Consider the following 15836-nt stretch of genomic DNA (forward strand, 5'->3'; position numbering starts at 1 on the left):
GTGAACGACGAAACGCTCAACCAGCTGCGCGCCGAAATGGTCGAATTGCTGCCCCGGCTGCGGCGCTTTGCGCGCGGCCTCGCCGGGGCGCCCGACCAGGCCGACGATCTGGTGCAGTCCGCGTGCGAACGCGCCCTTGCCCGGATCGACCAGTACCAGCCGGGCACACGGCTCGACAGCTGGATGTTCCGCATCGTCCAGACGATCTATCTGGACGATCGACGCGCGGTCAAGGTGCGCACCGGCGAAGGCCGGATCGACGCAAGCTTGGTCGAAGACGAACTTGCTTTCGACGGCGGACGCGGCCTGGAAGCGCACATGACCTACGAAGCGGTGCGCGCCGCGATCGCCCAACTGCCCGAGGAGCAACGCGTGGTGCTGACGTTCGTGTGCATCGAAGGCCAGAGCTACAAGGAAGCCGCAGCGTCGCTGGGGATTCCGATCGGCACGGTAATGAGCCGCCTCGCCCGCGCGCGGGCGGCCCTTGCCAAGCGCATGGGCGAAAGCGGTGCCTCGCTTGCCGCCCCTGCCGAATAGAAGAGAAGGAAGACCGCCGCCATGAACCAACCCCGTTTCGACGACGAAAGTCTGATGCGCTATGCCGACGGCACGGCCGCGTCCGACGAAGTGTCGGCGATCGAAGCGGCCCTGCCGGGCGACGCTTCTTTGGTGCGGCGCGTGGCCATGTTCCGCCAGACTGCGGCTTTGGCGCACGCCGCCATGAACGAAGTGCTGCTCGAGCCCGTACCGCAGCGCCTCATCGACACGGTGCTGCGCGCACCCGCCGCACAAAAAGCGGCGATCGACGATGAAACGCTGATGGCCTATGCCGACGGTGCGCTCGATGCCGCAGCGGCCGCACGCGTGGCAGCGCGTGCTGCGGGCGACCGCGACACCGCCGCGCGCATCGCAATGTTCCGCCAAACCGGGGCGATGGCGCGCGCAGCCTTCGCCCCCGTGCTCGACGAACCCGTTCCCGCACGCCTCGTGGCCGCGATCCAAAAGGCGCAAACACCCTCAAACGTCGTGGCCTTCGCAGCGAAACCCGCCCTGCGCTCGAAAACGCGCACCTGGGCGGGCGCTGTGATCGCAGCCTCGCTGCTGCTGTTCGTGGGGCTGGGTGCAGGTGGCGTTTTCACGGGCCGGCTCGACCCGGTGCTCGGCGGCATCCAGTTCGCCTCGAGCGACCGCTGGCTCGAAAACGTCGCGGGTTTCTATACGGTCGCCGAAGCCACGCAAGCCAGCGAAGGCCGCCTACTTGTCGATTTCACGGCCGCCGACGTGCCCGAACTCGGCAAATGGTTCGGCGCCAAGCTCAACCGCAATCTCGCTATTCCCGACCTGGCCGCCCACGGCTTCGAACTGCAGGGCGGGCGCATGGTCATCGTCGGCGGCAGGCCCGCAGCCCAGCTCATCTACACCAACAGCGCCAACGAGATGGTGGGCCTCGTGATCGCCTTCTCGCAGTTCAGCGAACGCGGGGCACGCAACGAAGCGCGCCAGGGCGTCAATCTCGTGCACTGGCATCGCGGCGGCTACGGCTACGCCTTCGCCGGCCGCATCGCCCCCGACCGCCTCAAGATGCTCGCCGACCAGGCCTGGACCGATCTCGAAGCGATTTGACGGCATCGAGCGGCTCGCCGGAGTTTTCCGTACGCGCTATGGGCGCAAACGGATTTGAAGCCGTGCCCAAGGGGCCGACTTGAAGCAACTGCGGATTTCGCTAATACTGGCGAGAACAACAACCGCAAACAGAGAGTCCCCCCTCATGAAACGTCGCCATCTTCTGGCCGGTGTCGCCGCCGCTTCGAGTGCCGGTCTTGCCGCCCCCGCGTTGTCGCAGAACCGCATCGAATGGCGCATGGTCACGCTGTGGCCGCGCAATTTGCCCGGTCCCGGCGTTGCTGCGCAAAAGGTCGCCGACCGCATCGGCCTTGTCTCGGGCGGCCGCATTTCGGTGCGTCTGTTCTCGGCGGGCGAAGTTGTGCCGGCCCCGGGTGCCTTCGACGCAGTCGCGGCGGGCACGGCCGATCTCTACCACGGCGTGCCGTCCTTCTGGATTTCGAAATCGCCGGGCATCGGTTTCTTCGGCTCGTTTCCGTTCGGCATGACCGCCTTCGAACAGCAAGGCTGGATGATGCATGGCGGCGGCCAGGCGCTGTACGACGAAATCTACGGGCGCTTCGGCGTGAAGCCGTTCATCTGCGGCAATTCGGGTCCGCAATGGCTGGGCTGGTTCCGGCGCGAACTGCGCTCGATCGACGATTTCCGCGGCCTGCGTTTCCGCACGGCGGGCCTGGGCGGCGAAATGTTCCGGCGCGCCGGCGCTTCCGTCGTCTCGCTGCCGGCGGGCGAAATCTTCGCCGCCTTGCAGTCGGGCGCCATCGATGCGGCCGAATTCATCGGGCCGTTCTCGGACGGGCCGCTCGGCCTGCATCAGGTCGCCAAAAACTACTACTATCCGGGCGTCCAGGAACCCTCCTCGGCCGAGGAAATCGGCATCAATATGGGCAAGTGGAACGCGTTGCCTGCCGATCTCAAACAGGCCGTGCAGTTCGCCTGCCAATCGGTCGCCGAGGAAATCACCACCGAATACGACGTGCGCCATCCGGTGGCGCTCGCGGGCCTGATCGCCAACAACCAGGTCGTGCCGCGCGAAGCGCCGCGCGACCTGCTGATCGCCTTCGGCAATTCGGCGGGCGAAATGATGGCCGAGTTCCGCGCCCACAGCGATCCGCTGGTCAAGCGCATCGCGGACAGCTACGCCGAATTCCGCGTGCGCTCGCAGAACTATATGCTGCAATCCTATGCGGGCAATTTCAACGCCCGCGCCCTGCCGATCCGCTGGGGCTGATGCCGGGCGGCGGCTGCGGCGGCGCGCAAGCGTCGGACGCAGCCGCCGATCCGCCGCGATGAAAACGCTGCTCAAACTCGCCGATCTGATCGACGAAGCCAGCGACCGGCTTGGCCGTCTCGTGATGTGGGCCGCCGGGTTGCTGGTGCTAGTCCAGTTTTCGGTCGTCGTGCTTCGTTATGCCTACGGATCCAGTTTCATCTGGATGCAGGAAGGCGTCGTCTATCTGCATGCCGCTTTGTTCATGCTCGCGATCGGCTACGCGTATCTGCACGACGGCCATGTTCGCGTCGACGTGCTCTATGCGGAATGGAGCCCGCGCGCCAAAGCGCTCGCCGATCTTCTCGGCATAACCATCGCCGTGCTGCCTTTCTGCGCGCTGGTAATCTGGGCGTGCTGGTCGTACGTGTCGATTTCCTGGCGCTTGCGCGAAGGGCCGATGTCGGTCGGCGGCCTGCCGTTTCTATTTGTGCTGAAGTCGCTGATCCCGGCGATGGCCGTGCTGCTGGGGCTGCAGGCGGTGGCCATCGGCCTGCGCGCGACGGCCGTGCTGACCGGCCACGCGACAACCCATTTTCCGCGCAAGGCCGCCGGCGGCGGCCACGGCGGCTAGGAAAGATCGACAATGGCTTTGGGCGGCGTGCTCGATCTCCTGATGTTCCTTTCGTTGTGCCTGTTGATCCTGACGGGCGTGCCGGTCGTGTTCATTTTGACCGGCTGCGCGGTTGTGTTCGGCGCCGTCGGCTGGGCGCTCGGCGCGTTCGATCCGTTCCTACTGGGTGCTTTGGCGCAGCGCATTTTCGGCACCATGACCAGCGAAGTGCTGATTGCAATTCCCCTGTTCGTGTTCATGGGAATCATGCTCGAGAAGTCCAAGATCGCCGAGGAACTGCTCGAGGCAATGGGGCGACTCTTCGGCAGCGTGCGCGGCGGCCTTGCGATTTCGGTCAGCATCGTGGGCGCGTTGCTCGCCGCATCGACCGGGATCGTGGGCGCCACTGTCGTCACGATGGGACTGATGGCGCTGCCCGCGATGCTGCGTCGCGGCTACGACCCCGCTTTCGCCTGCGGCACAATCTGCGCGGCGGGCACGCTGGGGCAGATCATCCCGCCGTCGACCGTAATGGTCATTCTGGGCGAGGTTCTGTCGGCCGCCTACCAGCAGGCCCAGCTTGCCCAAGGCAAATTCATGCTGGAAACCGTGAGCGTGGGCCAGCTCTTCGCGGGCTCGATGGTCCCGGGGCTTTTGCTGGTGGCGCTTTACATCGCCTACCAGCTCGCATTCGCCTGGCTCAAACCCGGCGTCGCACCGCCAATCCCGCGCGAAGAAGCCGGCACGGTCGGCGCGCGCGACATCGGCAATGCGCTCGTTCCGCCCATCGTTCTGATCGTCGCCGTGCTGGGCTCGATCCTGGGCGGAATCGCGACGCCGACCGAAGCAGCTGCGGTCGGCGCAGTGGGCGCCACGTTGCTTGCGGGCCTTCGGCTCGACGCGCACGGACCTGGGCGCGTGGCGATCTATGTCGGTTTTGCCTGCGCCGTCGGGCTTGTCGTGCTCGGATCGAATTTCGACATGCGGCTGGGTCGCCAAGCGGCACCGCTCGGCGACCGCGTCGCGATCTGGATTGCGGGCGCATTTGCGCTTGGGCTCGCGGTGGGGATCGCCGCCGCCGCGTGGCGCTGCTTTGGAACCGGCGTGCTGGCGGGCGTGTCGCGCGCCACCATGTCGATCACGGCCATGATTTTCGCCACGCTGATCGGCGCCACGCTTTTTGCGCTGGTCTTTCGCGGCCTCGGCGGCGACGAGATGGTGCGCGACTTCCTGGCCGACATGCCCGGCGGCAAGTACGGTGCCATCGCCCTGGTGATGGGCGTCATCTTTGCGATGGGGTTCTTTCTCGACTTCGTCGAGATCACGATCATCGTTATCCCGATCGTCGGGCCGATCCTTTTGCAGATGGATATCGATCCGATATGGCTGGGCGTCATGATCGCGGTCAATCTGCAGACGAGCTTTCTCACGCCGCCGTTCGGATTTTCGCTGTTCTATCTGCGCGGCGTAGCACCCGCGAGCGTGCGCACATCCGACATCTACCGCGGCATCGTGCCGTTCGTGATTCTGCAGCTGATCGGGCTCGGCCTCGTCGTCGCGTTCCCGGCATTGGCAACGTGGCTGCCCGAAAAACTCTTCTGATCTTCTCGCGCGCCTCTCGGCAAACACCCAAACGTCAGCGCTGGCCGAGCAAGGGGTCGGTGAAGGTCGCGTAGGCGTGGAAGAAACGGTAGATGTTGGCGACGTAGGTCACCGTCTCGTCGCCCACGCTCTGCTGCACGATGCGCTCCACATTGCCGAACCAGCGATTGGGATCGAGGCCTTGCGTGCGCGCACGCGCGCGCAGGCGCTGGATGCGGTTGGGGCCTGCATTGTAGGCGGCGATCGCGAAAAGGATGCGCTGCGAAGGCTCGATTTCGGGATCGTTGAAATAGCGGTCGCGGATGCGCGCCATATAGGCAATGCCCGCGGCCACGTTGGTCTCTTCCTCGCCGACATCGGGAAACCCGATCTCGGCCGCCGTCGGCGCCATCAATTGCATGATGCCGATGGCGCCGACGGGACTGCGTGCCTGCTGGTCGAGCCGCGACTCCTGGAAACCTTGGGCGGCCATCAGCATCCAGTCAAAGCCGTGCGTGTCGGCATGGTTGCGGAAATAGGACGACAGCCGCTCGAGCTTGGCGCGCTCGTCGCCCCCGAGCGGGTTGGAGAGGCTGCGCACGCTTTGGAAATACTGGCTCAAGAGCTGCGCGTCGTTCGCCGGTTTGGCTTTCTGGCGCTTTGCGAAAAACGCGTCGGCGGCACCGCGCAGCGCTTTGTCTTGTGGCCGGAAGCCCCAGGCGATGGCCCCGCCGCGCGCGATCTTCACGTTCGTCGTCGCGATGTTCGGCAGCACGCGCGTCCACAGGGCGGCCAGATGGGAGTCGACGACTGTGATGTCGAAAATGCCGGCCGAGACCATCTCGAGCTTGTCTTCGTCGGCGAGCACAGGATCGAGCGGAACGAGTTTGATCGGCGCGCGGCCCTCGGCGACGAAACGACGGTTGAGGGCCTGCAGATGCTCGTAGTAGCTCGTGGCAACGCGCACCGACAGCTGGCGACCGGACAGATCTTCCAGCGTGCGCGGCACGTTGGAGCCGTTGCGCGCGACGATCACCTCGTCGATGTTGCGCAAATAGGGCCGCGAGAAACCGATCTCAGCACTGCGCGTCGGCGTGACCGTCATGCCCGAGGCGATCACGTCGCCGCGCCCAGCGAGCAGACCCGGGATCAGATCCTCGAACGCGAGCGGGACGAACAGCACGCGGATCTGCGGCTGGCCGCGTTTGCGCTCGCGGTTGAGGAAGCGCGCGAATTCGTGCGCGAGCTCGGCTTCGAAGCCGCGCACCTCGCCGCGCACAAGTTGGAAATCCGTGCGTGTCGGCGCGACCAGCACGCGCAGCATGCCGCGCTTGCGGATCTCGGCAAGGTCGCCCGTGTAGCGCGCATCGGAGAGGTCGAGCAGCTCCGAGCCGTCGGGCAGTTCGTCCTCGAGGTCGGCATCCGGCTTTTGCGCGAATGCAGCACCGACGGGTGCGAGCAGCACGACGAGTGCGGCCAACAGAATGCGGCAGAAGGGGGCGAGAGATTGTGGCATGGTGCGGCTTCTATCCCACCAGCGCGTGTGCAATGTCCGCCGGGCGGTCGGTGATGATGCTGTCCACCCCCCAGGCGACAAGTTCGCGCGCGCGCGCAGGCTCGTTGACGGTCCATACCAGCGCCTTGAATCCGGCTTCCTTGACGTCGCGCACGAGCTGGCGCGTGAGATGCTTCCAGCCCGGATGGATGGCGACGCAAGCCAACGCTTCGGCCTCGCTGCGCCAGCTGCGGCCGAGTTCTTCGGCAAGATAGCCGCGCGGCAACGAGGGGGCCGCTGCTTTAGCGGCTTCAAGCGACTGGCGCTTGAAGCTCGACACGATGGGTGTGGGCCCGCGCCATTTCGCAAGCACAAGCGCGCAAGCACGCTCGGCCGTTTCGGCTTCGCGGCCCGGGCAAGGTTTGATCTCGATGTTGAAGCCCATGCCGAGGTTTGCCATCAGCGCCATGGCTTCTTCGAACGTGGGGATGGTTTCGCCCTTGAAGGCGGGTCCGAACCAAGCGCCCGCATCGAGCTTTTTGATTTCTGCAAGCGTGGCTTCCGCGACGGGGCCTTTGCCGTTGCTCGTGCGCTCGAGCGTTTCGTCGTGCATCAGCACGACCGCGTTGTCCTTGGTGAGTTTGGCGTCGAACTCGATCCAGCTCGCACCTTCTTCATGCGCGCGGCGAATGGCGACGAGCGTATTTTCGGGCGCGTTGGCTTTGGCACCACGATGGCCGACGATGCGGGGCGGGTTGGGCATCGCAAACGCTCCTTGAAGGGTCAAAAGAAAACCCCCGCCGGAGCGGCTGCTCCAGCGGGGGCTTGTTGGTTCAAACCGAACGCATGCCCGAGACTACTCGGCCGACGGAGTCGGCTTCTTGTCGAACTGGTCGGAGATGTCGGCACCAGTCGCCTGATCGACGCGGCGCATCGACAGCTTGACCTTGCCGCGATCGTCGAAGCCGATTAGCTTGACCTTGACCGCATCACCGACCTTGACGACGTCGCCGGTCTTTTCGACGCGGCGCGGGGCAAGTTCGGAGATGTGGACGAGGCCGTCCTTCGAGCCCATGAAGTTCACGAAGGCGCCGAAATCCATGATCTTGACGACCTTGCCGGTGTAGATGGCCCCCATCTCGGGTTCCGACACGATGCCCTTGATCCAGTCGATCGCCTTCTTGGCGTTTTCTTCCGAGACCGAAGCGACCTTGATCGTGCCGTCGTCTTCGATGTCGATTTTGCAGCCCGTCTGTTCGACGATCTCGCGGATGACCTTGCCGCCGGTGCCGATGACTTCGCGGATTTTGTCCTTCGGCACCTGGAACGTCGTGATGCGCGGCGCGTTCTTCGAGACTTCCTGGCGCGGGTCGTTGAGACCCTTGGCCATTTCGCCCAGAATATGCAGGCGCCCGTCCTTAGCCTGACCAAGGGCGATCTTCATGATGTTCTCGTCGATCGAGGTGATCTTCAAGTCCATCTGGAGGGCGGTGACGCCCTTTTCCGTACCGGCCACTTTGAAGTCCATGTCGCCGAGATGGTCTTCGTCGCCGAGGATGTCGGAGAGAACCGCAAACGCGCGGTCTTCCTTGATGAGACCCATCGCGATGCCGGCAACCGGACGCGGCAGCGGGACGCCCGCATCCATCATGGCAAGCGAAGTGCCGCACACGGTCGCCATCGACGACGAACCGTTCGACTCGGTGATCTCCGACACGACGCGAATCGTGTAGGGGAACTTGTCCTTGGGCGGCAGCAGCGGACGGATGGCGCGCCAAGCGAGCTTGCCGTGGCCGATTTCACGCCGGCCGGGCGAGCCCATGCGCTTGGCTTCGCCGACCGAGTAGGGCGGGAAATTATAGTGCAGCATGAAGTGCTCGCGATATTCGCCTTCGAGCGCGTCGATGATCTGCTCGTCGTCGCCGGTACCCAGCGTGGCCACGACCAGCGCTTGGGTTTCGCCGCGCGTGAACAGGGCCGAGCCGTGCGTGCGCGGCAGGAAGCCCACTTCCGTCACGATCGGGCGCACCGTCTTGGTGTCGCGGCCGTCGATGCGACGGCCGGTATCCAAGATGTTATCGCGCACGACCTTGGCTTCGAGTTCCTCGAACAGGCCGCCGAACACGGCGGCTTCTTCCGGAATTTCCTTCACGGTCGCAAGCGCTGCGGCCTTGACGGCGGCAACCTTGTCGCGACGCGCGAACTTGACCGGCTCGGCATAGGCCTTGCCGAGATCGGCCGCAAACGCCGCGATCTTGGTTTTGACGGATGCGGCAACCGGCGAAGCTTGCGTGAGCGGCCAGGGATCCTTGGCGGCCGTTTCGGCGAGCGAGATGATGAGATCGATCACCGGCTGGAACGCGCGATGGCCGAACATCACGGCGCCGAGCATCGTTTCTTCCGACAATTCCTTGGCCTGCGATTCGACCATCAGCACGCCGTCCTTGGTGCCGGCCACGACGAGTTCGAGATCGCTCGCCGCAAGATCGGTCTGCAGCGGATTGAGGCGGAATTCGCCGTTATAGACGCCGACGCGCGCAGCCCCGATCGGGCCCATGAACGGAATGCCCGAGATCGTGAGGGCCGCCGAGCAGCCGACCATCGCGACGATGTCGGGATCGTTCTCGAGATCGTGGCTCAGCACGGTCGCGATGACCTGCACTTCGTTGCGGAAGCCCTCGGGGAACAGCGGACGCACCGGACGGTCGATCAGGCGCGAAACCAGCGTTTCCTTTTCCGTCGGGCGACCTTCGCGCTTGAAGAAGCCGCCGGGGATCTTGCCGGCTGCGAAGGTCTTTTCCTGGTAGTGGACGGTCAGCGGGAAGAAATCTTGGCCGGGCTTGGCCGACTTCGCGCCCACGACCGTGCACAGCACAACCGTGTCGCCGTAGGTGGCCATCACGGCCCCGTCGGCCTGGCGGGCGATCTTGCCGGTTTCGAGGACGAGCTTGCGCCCGCCCCACATCATTTCCTTGCGAACGACGTCGAACATGGAATTACTCTCTTTCTTTCTGCCGCGTACGGACCCGCCGGCGCGCATCCCGTGATGCGCGCGACGTGGCGACGGTTGCGAAAGCCCGGATGGCCCTCGCCCCAACCGGCGCCGCCCCTGTCAATTGGGACGTCGAATATGGGTTGCGCGGCGTCGTACGACGGACCGCCGCGCGGGGTGTGTGGCTGGAATCGGAAAAAAGCGCGCGCCGCATCTGCCCCGGCTTCGGGTAGAGATGCCGCGCGCGCTTCGGTCGGTGGAAGGTCAAGCAGTCCGCTTTTAGCGACGCAGATCGAGGCGCCCGATCAGCGTCTCGTAGCGCTTCTTGTCTTTCGACTTCAGATAATCGAGCAGCGAACGGCGCTTGCCGACCATCATCAAAAGACCGCGACGCGAATGGAAGTCCTTCTTGTGCGTCGTCAGATGTTCGGCGAGTTCCTTGATGCGCTCCGAGAGGAGGGCAACTTGGACTTCCGGCGAACCCGTATCGCCCTTTTGGACGGCATAGGCTTCGACGATTTCGGTCTTGCGTGCGGCGTTCATCGACATCGGTCTCTCCTTGGACCCTAGAGGTTGAAGACACGCGTGGGGCGCAAAGTCGCACCGTCGGACGCTGCAAGTGCGACCAGCTTGCCGTCGCAAAAGACGACAAGCACGGGCGCCTCGAGCGGGGATGGTTCCACGCGGGGGTCTCGCAAAGCCTGGCCCCTTCGAAGGGCGGCGGCTTGTTCCACGGTCACGGCCAGAGCCGGGATGTCGTCCAGCACGGTCTCAACCGGGGCGAGGACCCCAAAGCGGGCGGGACTATGCCCAAAACCCTCCAGTTTTTCCAGGGAAATCGAGGCATCGAGGCGAAATCGGCCGACGGCCGTACGCCGCAATTCCGTCACATGCGCGCACGTGCCAAGCGCCAATGCGAGGTCGCGGCCGAGGCTGCGCACATACATGCCCTTGCCGCTGGCGACCCGGAAGCGAGCGGTATCGGCATCCGGGGCCCCCAGATATTCAAGCTTGTGGATCAAGACCTTGCGCGATTCCATCGCAACGTCTTCGCCGGCCCTTGCGCGCGCATAGGCGCGTTCGCCGTCGATCTTGATGGCCGAATAGACCGGCGGGGTCTGGTCGATTTGGCCGACAAATCGCTCCAGAACGCCCGCAATCTGGGTGTCCGTCGGGCGAATATCGGAGGTCGCCACGACCGCCCCTTCGCGGTCGTCGGTCGCCGTCGCCTCGCCCCAACGCACGGCAAATTCGTATTCTTTGTCGCCGTCCACGAGATAGGGCAGCGTCTTGGTGGCCTCGCCGAATGCCATCGGCAACACACCCGTGGCCAGCGGATCGAGCGTGCCGGCATGCCCACCTTTGGCCGCGTTGAACACGCGCCGCACGCGGCCGAGCGCTTGGGTCGAAGACAGGCCGAGCGGTTTGTCGAGCAAGACCCAGCCGTCGATCTTGTCGCGCTTGGTGCTGCTCACGCTTTTTTCTTGGCCGCCCGCTTGCGCGCCGGTTTTTCCGGCGGCGGCGGCGATATGTCGGCAGCGACCTTGGGATCGCGCAAGGCGCGGTCGATGCGCTCGGCATAGTCGAACGACGTATCGCGCTGGAAATGCCATTCGGGCGCCATGCGCAGATCCACACGCCGTGCGATCTCGCCGCGGATATAGGCGCGTGCCCGTCCGAGGGCCGCAATGGTGGGCTCCGCACCCACGCTGCCGAGCGTGGTCACGAAGGCGGTTGCGTGTTTGAGATCGGGGGCCACACGCACCTCGCCGATCGTGATGTTGAGCGTGTCCTGCAGATCGGGATCGCGGAAATGCCCGTCGCGCAGCACCTCGATAAGGGCGCGGCGCAAAGCTTCGCCCACGCGCAATTGGCGCTGCGATGCCCCTTCACTCGAATGTCCGTCGCGTTTCATGGCCGCCCTTTTAGCCCAAATGCGCGCAAGCGCAAAGCGGTCGGGCGGCGACCTGAGAACTCTGCACTTCGCCTGCCTCAGAACGATAGGATCAAAGAACAGCTTTGGAGCTGCCGACCGGAATGCATTTCAACGCCGAGCATCAATGTCGCTGAGCGGGCTTCCGCGCACGATCCAACGCTGCGATCAAAGGGTCCACAGGAGGCTCTGGGACCTCCGACTCCAGTTTGCTGACCGCTTGATGAATGTTTTGGTCAAGTCGACTGTGGCATCTGAATTCGTTTAGGTTGTCTCGCGCTACCAAGATAACGTTCGAGACGGCAGACAATGGTATTGGGCCAATATTGCAAGCTTCTATCCCGTGTATAAACTCACCATATGTACTTCCTGGCTCATCCCACTTAGCGCGTGCGCTTCTCGCATCCCAAAAAGTGTCTGCTAGATTATCTCTATCGACATCAAGCAGGGCTACAACTCGAACGGCTTGGTGCCTGCCAAAAAATCCAAGAGCCTGAGAAAACCGATGTGGACGGTACCGAGCTGTCGATCCAAAGTCGAAGAGACTAATGCCTCCGTTTCGGCCGCAGAATGAGCTTCGAAAGTTTGGGCATACGCCTGGACGGATTTGATTGTTCTGTAAAATTTCAGCCAATCTATCGCTGCCGGTCGCGTGCCAAAGGTGGCCACGCAGCTTCGCCCAAAGAGAGTCTGGAATTCCGGGATGCAACATCTCGACAGTTCTTTCAGGAGCCCTTTCTACCGCCGCACGTCGACGACGACGCGGCCTTGGATTTGGCCCGCGACGATGGCCTCGGCGAGCTTCGGCAGATCCTCGAGCCCGCAGATGGAAAGCCCTTCGCCGGGCAGGCCGTCGGGCAGCAGCGCCGCCAATTTGCGCCACGCAGCTTCGCGCTCAGGCAGCGGGCACAACACAGAGTCGATGCCGATCAGTTTGACGCCGCGCAGGATGAACGGCATCACCGTCGTCGGCAGATCGGCCGAACCCGCAAGACCGCAGGCGGCAACGGCGGCACGGCGTGCGCAGCCGGCGAGCACGCTCGCAAGCGTCGTTCCGCCGACCGAATCGATCGCCCCGCCCCAGCGCTCGGTCAAAAGCGGCTTCGAGGGGGCGGCCAGTTCGGCGCGATCGACGATGCTTGCCGCACCAAGGCTGCGCAAATAAGGCTCGAGCTGGCGGCGGCCGGTGGAGGCGGCAACCTTGTGGCCGAGCTTGGCGAGCAAGGCGACCGCGACCGAGCCCACGCCGCCCGCCGCTCCGGTCACCAGAATTTCGCGGTCGCGGCGCAGGCCTGCGGCTTCGAGTGCATGCACCGCCATCATCGCGGTGAGGCCGGCCGTGCCCATGCCCATCGCCCATTTTTCGTCCGTACCGGCCGGCAATTTCACCAGCCAGGCCGCTTGCGCGCGCGCTTTTTGCGCCATGCCGCCCCAGTAGTTTTCGCCGACACCCCAACCGGTCAGGATCACGCGGTCGCCCGGTTTGAACGCGGCATGGGCCGAGCTTTCGACCGTGCCAGCCCAATCCACGCCCGGCACCATCGGGAAGCTGCGCACGATCTTGCCCTTGTCGGCGATCGCGAGCCCGTCTTTGTAGTTGAGCGAGGAGTAGGCGACGGCAACCGTGACCTCGCCCTCGGGCAACGACGCCTCGTCGAGCGATTTGACCGACGCTGCGACCTTGCCATCCAGTTTGTCGAGCACGAGTGCGCGAAACATCGAAACCCCTCCGGTTCGGCGGTAAACTCGGGCGCTTAAGCATTTTCGTCAAGCCTTGAGTGGCCGCCCTTGAGTAGCTGTCTGCCGCACGGCATCCTTGCCCCATGGATCGCATTTCCGACTGGCTGGTCGCCGAGGGGCCGCATGTGGCGGACATGGGCGCGTTGCTGAGCGGCCTCGCCGAGCGGCTGCTGGCGGGTGGGGTTCCCGTGGCGCGCATGGCGGCCATGATTGAAACGCTGCATCCGCGCTTCATCGGCGCCATGCGCGTTTGGGAGCCGGACGGCGACGTGCGACTGCGCCGCTTGACGTTCGACGATCCGCGGGTCGTTGCCGCACCCAAACGCTTCACGATCGACGAATTGCAGGAAACCGGCGACTGGGTCGAGTTCAAGCTCGACGATCCGCGTATCGACGACTACGACCTGCTGCCGCAGCTCGCACAGGAAGGCCACACGCATTACTTACTGATGCCGCTCAAATTCCGCGAAGGCCCGCTGCAGGGCCTGTCGTTTTCGACCAAACAGCCGGGCGGCTTCACGGGCGCGCAAAGCCGCGCGATCCGCAGCCTGCAGCCGAGCCTTTCCCTGACCGCCAACGTGATCGCCACCCACACGATGTGGCGCGAGGTGCTGAAGGCCTATGTCGGCGAAGTGCCGGGCGACTTGATCCTGCAAGGGGCGATAAGGCGCGCCGACGTGCGCCGCGTGGAAGCCGCTTTGATCATGACCGACATGCGCGGCTTCACGCGGCTTGCCAATGCGAGCACGCCCGAAGCGACGGTTGCCACCCTCAACGCCTATCTCGACGATGTGGTGCCCGCGATCGCGGCGGCGGGCGGCGAGATTCTCAAATTCATCGGCGACGGCGTGCTGGCGACGGTCCCTTTCGACACGACGGCGAATGCCGCGGCCGCGTGCGCGGCGGCGCTGGCGGCTGCACAGGCGATCCGCCACGCGGCCTCCAATGTCGGCACTGCGCTGCATGTGGGCGAGGTTGCGTTCGGCAATATCGGGGCGGGCGACCGGCTCGATTTCACGATCATCGGGCGCGACGTCAATCTGCTCGCGCGCATCGAAAAAATCTGCGGCGAATTCCACGAAGACATCGTGATGTCGCAGGCTTTTGCCGCTTTGTGCGGTGCGCCCACGCGCCTCGTCACGCACTTCACGCCTAAAGGCTTCGACGGCGAAGTAGCCGTGTTTGCGCCGGCCTGAACTGCCCGACTTGGCCGCCGCAAAAATTCAGGCACTGAAGAATTTTTGTCGATATGCACTTAGCGCTATCGCCGAAGCGCGTCGGCGCACTAATGTAGTACGCATAAGATAAAGCGCCGGACAGAAAACCGCGCGCGCAACGTTGGAGGAACGCCGCGAATGGCGAACGCACTGGGCCATCTGATCGTCAGCGGCCGTTGGGACGACAATGTCGCGATCGTCGACGTGGCGGCAGCTTTGCGCGCCGAAAACGACGGCACGCCCAATGCCGTGCTCGCACGGCCGCGCGCCACGCCCGACGTCGATACCGACGGCGACGGCAAGCCCGACGCCAAAGCAAGCGGCCAGCCCGTGTCGATCGCGGTCGACGCGCAGAGCCGTTTTGCCTATGTCGTCAACCATTCGGGGGGCGCGACGCCGGCGGGTGCGGCCGGCTATCAGCATGGCCATCCTGGCCTCGTTGGGGTTGTCGATCTCAAAGCCGCGCGCGACAAGGCAAACGACGGCACGCTGGGGGCGATCGCGGAATTCGTGCCGACCGGCCGCACCGGCCCCGTCGGCTGCGCGATCACGCCCGACGGGCGCACGCTGCTCGTCAATTGCGGCGAAGCCGAAGGCAGCGAAGACGGCGGCGACGAGATCACGGCGATCGACGTCGCCACGCGCAAGGTCGTGCGGCGCATCCCGCTGGCCGAAATGCCGGGCCATCCGGCCCCAGGCCCCAGCAAACACGACAGCCCGCATCCGAGCTTCGGGCGCTATCCCAATCCCACGGGTCTCGGCATCTCGGCCTTGCAGGGCGGGCTCGTATTCGTCGCCAATGGCGGCTTCAGCGATGTGTCGGTGCTGTCGCTCGAGGCGGCCATGGCAGGCGAAAAGCGTCCCGAGATTGGCCGCGTCGCGATCGAAACTGGACCTTTTGGCCTTGCCGTCAGCCCGGACGGACGGCTGGTCGCGGTTGCGGCGCGCGAAAGCATGTCGCATGCCTACGAGGGACGTACGGTCTCGATCATCGACGTCGCGCGTGCTGCCGCCGGCGGCAAGGACGCGGAGGTCGCACGCGTGCGCGTGGGCAGCGACGATCCCAACGAAGCTACGCGCCCGTTCGCCGTCGCGTTTGCGCCCGACGGCAAGCGCGTCGTCGCGACGTGCTTTCGTTCCAACACGATTTCGCTGATCGACGTCGACGACGCGATCGCGGGCCGCTCGGCCGAAACGCTGCGGCTCTATCCGCGCACGCCGACGGGTGCGCTCGCGCGTCCGCGCGGCATTGCCATCGCAGGCGGGCGCTATGCCTGCGTGATCGGCGGCGCCAAAGCGGGTCCAGGCAGCAGCCTTGTTTGGTTCCTCGATCTCGAAAGCGGAAAAATCGTTTCGTGCACGACCGGCGTGGGCAACGAGAGCTACATGCTGGCTGCATTCTAACGCCGGAAAAACGGCCCAACGCCGAAAA

At 64.8% G+C, this 15836-nt stretch carries 14 protein-coding genes; 7 read left to right on the plus strand and 7 right to left on the minus strand.

The genetic code is table 11. The annotated features are described in order from the left end of the window. From O9320_04955 to O9320_04975, 5 genes are all read left to right on the plus strand, one after another. Positions 1-537, plus strand: coding sequence for a sigma-70 family RNA polymerase sigma factor (locus O9320_04955; protein MCZ8310179.1), 537 nt, complete (start codon positions 1-3; stop codon positions 535-537). A gap of 21 nt (positions 538-558) precedes the next feature. After that, on the plus strand, positions 559-1623 hold the full coding sequence (locus tag O9320_04960; GenBank protein MCZ8310180.1) for a hypothetical protein: 1065 nt from the start codon (positions 559-561) through the stop codon (positions 1621-1623). Positions 1624-1768: 145 nt separating this feature from the next. After that, positions 1769-2854, plus strand: coding sequence for a TRAP transporter substrate-binding protein (locus tag O9320_04965; protein ID MCZ8310181.1), 1086 nt, complete (start codon positions 1769-1771; stop codon positions 2852-2854). Between the two features lie 58 nt (positions 2855-2912). Next, positions 2913-3467: a TRAP transporter small permease subunit gene (locus O9320_04970; protein ID MCZ8310182.1), complete on the plus strand. Its 555-nt coding sequence runs from the start codon at positions 2913-2915 to the stop codon at positions 3465-3467. Positions 3468-3479: 12 nt separating this feature from the next. Beyond that, positions 3480-5048, plus strand: coding sequence for a TRAP transporter large permease subunit (locus O9320_04975; protein MCZ8310183.1), 1569 nt, complete (start codon positions 3480-3482; stop codon positions 5046-5048). A gap of 34 nt (positions 5049-5082) precedes the next feature. Here the strand turns inward: O9320_04975 and O9320_04980 are convergent, their stop codons facing one another. The 7 genes from O9320_04980 to O9320_05010 all read right to left on the minus strand — a co-directional run bounded on the left by O9320_04980 (position 5083) and on the right by O9320_05010 (position 13166). Then, the gene (locus tag O9320_04980; protein ID MCZ8310184.1) at positions 5083-6543 is read right to left on the minus strand and encodes a transporter substrate-binding domain-containing protein; all 1461 of its coding nucleotides are present in this window, start codon (positions 6541-6543) and stop codon (positions 5083-5085) included. Between the two features lie 10 nt (positions 6544-6553). After that, on the minus strand, positions 6554-7285 hold the full coding sequence (ugpQ, locus tag O9320_04985) for a glycerophosphodiester phosphodiesterase (GenBank protein ID MCZ8310185.1): 732 nt from the start codon (positions 7283-7285) through the stop codon (positions 6554-6556). 93 nt (positions 7286-7378) lie between these two features. Further along, positions 7379-9514 (minus strand): polyribonucleotide nucleotidyltransferase, encoded by a 2136-nt coding sequence (pnp, locus tag O9320_04990; protein ID MCZ8310186.1) that lies wholly within the window; start codon positions 9512-9514, stop codon positions 7379-7381. Positions 9515-9793: 279 nt separating this feature from the next. Continuing rightward, the gene (gene rpsO / locus O9320_04995; GenBank protein MCZ8310187.1) at positions 9794-10063 is read right to left on the minus strand and encodes a 30S ribosomal protein S15; all 270 of its coding nucleotides are present in this window, start codon (positions 10061-10063) and stop codon (positions 9794-9796) included. Positions 10064-10080: 17 nt separating this feature from the next. Beyond that, positions 10081-10989, minus strand: a complete 909-nt coding sequence (truB, locus tag O9320_05000; protein MCZ8310188.1) for a tRNA pseudouridine(55) synthase TruB — start codon at positions 10987-10989, stop codon at positions 10081-10083. Then, positions 10986-11429 (minus strand): 30S ribosome-binding factor RbfA, encoded by a 444-nt coding sequence (gene rbfA / locus O9320_05005; GenBank protein MCZ8310189.1) that lies wholly within the window; start codon positions 11427-11429, stop codon positions 10986-10988. Before rbfA ends, truB begins: the two co-directional genes overlap by 4 nt. A gap of 756 nt (positions 11430-12185) precedes the next feature. Then, positions 12186-13166 (minus strand): oxidoreductase, encoded by a 981-nt coding sequence (locus tag O9320_05010; GenBank protein ID MCZ8310190.1) that lies wholly within the window; start codon positions 13164-13166, stop codon positions 12186-12188. A gap of 104 nt (positions 13167-13270) precedes the next feature. On the opposite strand from O9320_05010, the gene O9320_05015 reads away from it, so the two are divergent. Together O9320_05015 and O9320_05020 are read left to right on the plus strand one after the other, a co-directional pair. Next, a complete protein-coding gene (locus O9320_05015) occupies positions 13271-14383 on the plus strand; it encodes an adenylate/guanylate cyclase domain-containing protein (protein MCZ8310191.1) in 1113 nt (370 codons plus the stop codon). A gap of 159 nt (positions 14384-14542) precedes the next feature. After that, entirely contained in the window at positions 14543-15808 is a 1266-nt protein-coding gene (locus O9320_05020) for a YncE family protein (GenBank protein MCZ8310192.1), read from the plus strand. Positions 15809-15836 lie beyond the last annotated feature (28 nt).

It is taken from the genome of Magnetospirillum sp. (genome assembly GCA_027532905.1).
GTDB lineage: Bacteria > Pseudomonadota > Alphaproteobacteria > CACIAM-22H2 > CACIAM-22H2 > Tagaea.

Excerpts from the sequence above, each read along its gene's own strand:
- O9320_04960 (MCZ8310180.1), top strand. The coding sequence starts at position 559 with ATGAACCAACCCCGTTTCGACGACGAAAGTCTGATGCGCTATGCCGAC.
- O9320_04965 (MCZ8310181.1), top strand. The coding sequence starts at position 1,769 with ATGAAACGTCGCCATCTTCTGGCCGGTGTCGCCGCCGCTTCGAGTGCC.
- O9320_04970 (MCZ8310182.1), top strand. The coding sequence starts at position 2,913 with ATGAAAACGCTGCTCAAACTCGCCGATCTGATCGACGAAGCCAGCGAC.
- O9320_04975 (MCZ8310183.1), top strand. The coding sequence starts at position 3,480 with ATGGCTTTGGGCGGCGTGCTCGATCTCCTGATGTTCCTTTCGTTGTGC.
- O9320_04980 (MCZ8310184.1), bottom strand. The coding sequence starts at position 6,543 with ATGCCACAATCTCTCGCCCCCTTCTGCCGCATTCTGTTGGCCGCACTC.
- ugpQ (MCZ8310185.1), bottom strand. The coding sequence starts at position 7,285 with ATGCCCAACCCGCCCCGCATCGTCGGCCATCGTGGTGCCAAAGCCAAC.
- pnp (MCZ8310186.1), bottom strand. The coding sequence starts at position 9,514 with ATGTTCGACGTCGTTCGCAAGGAAATGATGTGGGGCGGGCGCAAGCTC.
- rpsO (MCZ8310187.1), bottom strand. The coding sequence starts at position 10,063 with ATGTCGATGAACGCCGCACGCAAGACCGAAATCGTCGAAGCCTATGCC.
- rbfA (MCZ8310189.1), bottom strand. The coding sequence starts at position 11,429 with ATGAAACGCGACGGACATTCGAGTGAAGGGGCATCGCAGCGCCAATTG.
- O9320_05010 (MCZ8310190.1), bottom strand. The coding sequence starts at position 13,166 with ATGTTTCGCGCACTCGTGCTCGACAAACTGGATGGCAAGGTCGCAGCG.
- O9320_05015 (MCZ8310191.1), top strand. The coding sequence starts at position 13,271 with ATGGATCGCATTTCCGACTGGCTGGTCGCCGAGGGGCCGCATGTGGCG.
- O9320_05020 (MCZ8310192.1), top strand. The coding sequence starts at position 14,543 with ATGGCGAACGCACTGGGCCATCTGATCGTCAGCGGCCGTTGGGACGAC.